Source organism: Metabacillus rhizolycopersici (genome assembly GCF_020075705.1).
Map to the genome: position 1 here is coordinate 1 of NZ_JAIQUM010000197.1, position 1,632 is coordinate 1,632.

Below are 1,632 nucleotides of genomic sequence, written 5' to 3' on the forward strand. Positions count from 1 at the left end.
TTATTCAATTAAACCAGCTAATAGTTTGTCAATATTTTTCAATAAAAACTTAAAATATCTCGTGCTATACTAAATTTATGCATACCAAATAACCTTCCAAGGTTTGGTATTTGGAAAGTTTTGGGGTTTTTGGTTGAATTTTTGAACTAGGCTAGATCTTGGAAAGCCGATTTACTTTTTAAAAGTGCATAAATCCAATGTAAGAGTTTATTAGCACAGGCTATTACAGCTACTTTAAAGGGTTTTCCTTCTTCACGTTTCCTATCATAAAACTCTCGTAATCGCTTATTGCGGGGAATGATTTCATCTGTCGTTTTCTGCTTGCGACAATCTCGAATGGCACATTTAACGGCCATATACAAGGCCTGTCTTAGTCTGCTAGAGCCTCGTTTGGTAATTCGATTTAAAGTGCCTTTGAATGTACCAGATTCAAAGATGCTGGGATCAATTCCGGCAAATGCTACTAGTTTCTTAGGGTGATTAAACCGATCAATTTCCCCAATCTCAGAAATAATCGTGGCAGCGATTTTTTCACCGATACCGGGGATGGATTGGATAATTCTACACTCTTCAATATCTTTAGCTAAAGCATCTATCTCATCTTCAAGCTTGGATAGATGTTTTTTGTATTCGAGAAGCATATTAATATACATATCTAGGCTTAAAGAAAGACTATAATATAAGGCTTTCTGAAAAGGGTTTTGAGCTGCGGCAGCCATTAGTTTTTCTGCCTGACTGTTTGCCCATTGTTGTGAACGACTTTTACATAACTCTTTTATTTTATTAGCGATTGTTTCTTCGCTAGCTTCCAAGACCTCTTCTGAAGTAGGAAATGCTTGTAAAGTCAGCAAAGAAACATCCGAATATAAGGTTCCAAAAACCCCACAATATTCAGGAAACACTTGATCCAGAACTGCTTGAAATTGCAGTTTAGTTTGTACAAACATGCCTGTAATATTTTCATGTTGTCTTGTAAGATTACGCAGGTTTAATAGCTGAATTCCTCTTTGTTTATAAGGCTCTAAGTCCTCTTTATAATACAGCTCGCAGAGGTGATGAGCGTCAATAATATCTGTCTTTACCTTACGTAAACTAGAACTTTTAGCCCGATACGATATGAGAGGATTCACGATAATCAATAAATACCCTTTGTCCTCGAAATATTGCACAATTGGTGTATGATAATGTCCAGTGGATTCCAATACAATAGGAGGCCGTTCACTGGATACATCTTCTACTTCTCTAATAAAATCTAGAAGACTAGCTAACCCTTCCAGTGTATGTGCTACTTTGAAGCTTTTTTTGTACGGCTGCTTTTTATCCAAGAATGCTTGAACCTGACTTTCACCTTTTGCCACATCCAGACCTATGACTGGATTCATCATTTATCCCCTCCTGAAATTCTATTAACCGGTAACCCCTATTCCTCCATGTAGTATCATAGCTTCGCTTGTTATACGAGATCATTGTCCCAACCAGCCTCAATCATGTTTCTACAAGTAGGGGGCGAACTGTTTAATGGACGGGATCGAGTCCCAAGGGCGCGAACGTTCTACCCCGGCTACCGTTATCATATATCGATATAAAAAATGGTCAACCAGAAATATTTTCTGGCTGACCTTATAATACGAA

General features: G+C 37.7%; 1 protein-coding gene. It reads right to left on the reverse strand.

All coding sequences use genetic code 11. The features are described from left to right. Positions 1-146 precede the first annotated feature (146 nt). Positions 147-1,382 carry an IS110 family RNA-guided transposase gene (locus K9V48_RS27895; protein ID WP_224142300.1) on the reverse strand — a complete coding sequence of 412 codons (1,236 nt, stop codon included), beginning with the start codon at positions 1,380-1,382 and terminating at the stop codon, positions 147-149. Between the last annotated feature and the right edge of the window lie 250 nt (positions 1,383-1,632).

Excerpts from the sequence above, each read along its gene's own strand:
- K9V48_RS27895 (WP_224142300.1), bottom strand. The coding sequence starts at position 1,382 with ATGAATCCAGTCATAGGTCTGGATGTGGCAAAAGGTGAAAGTCAGGTT.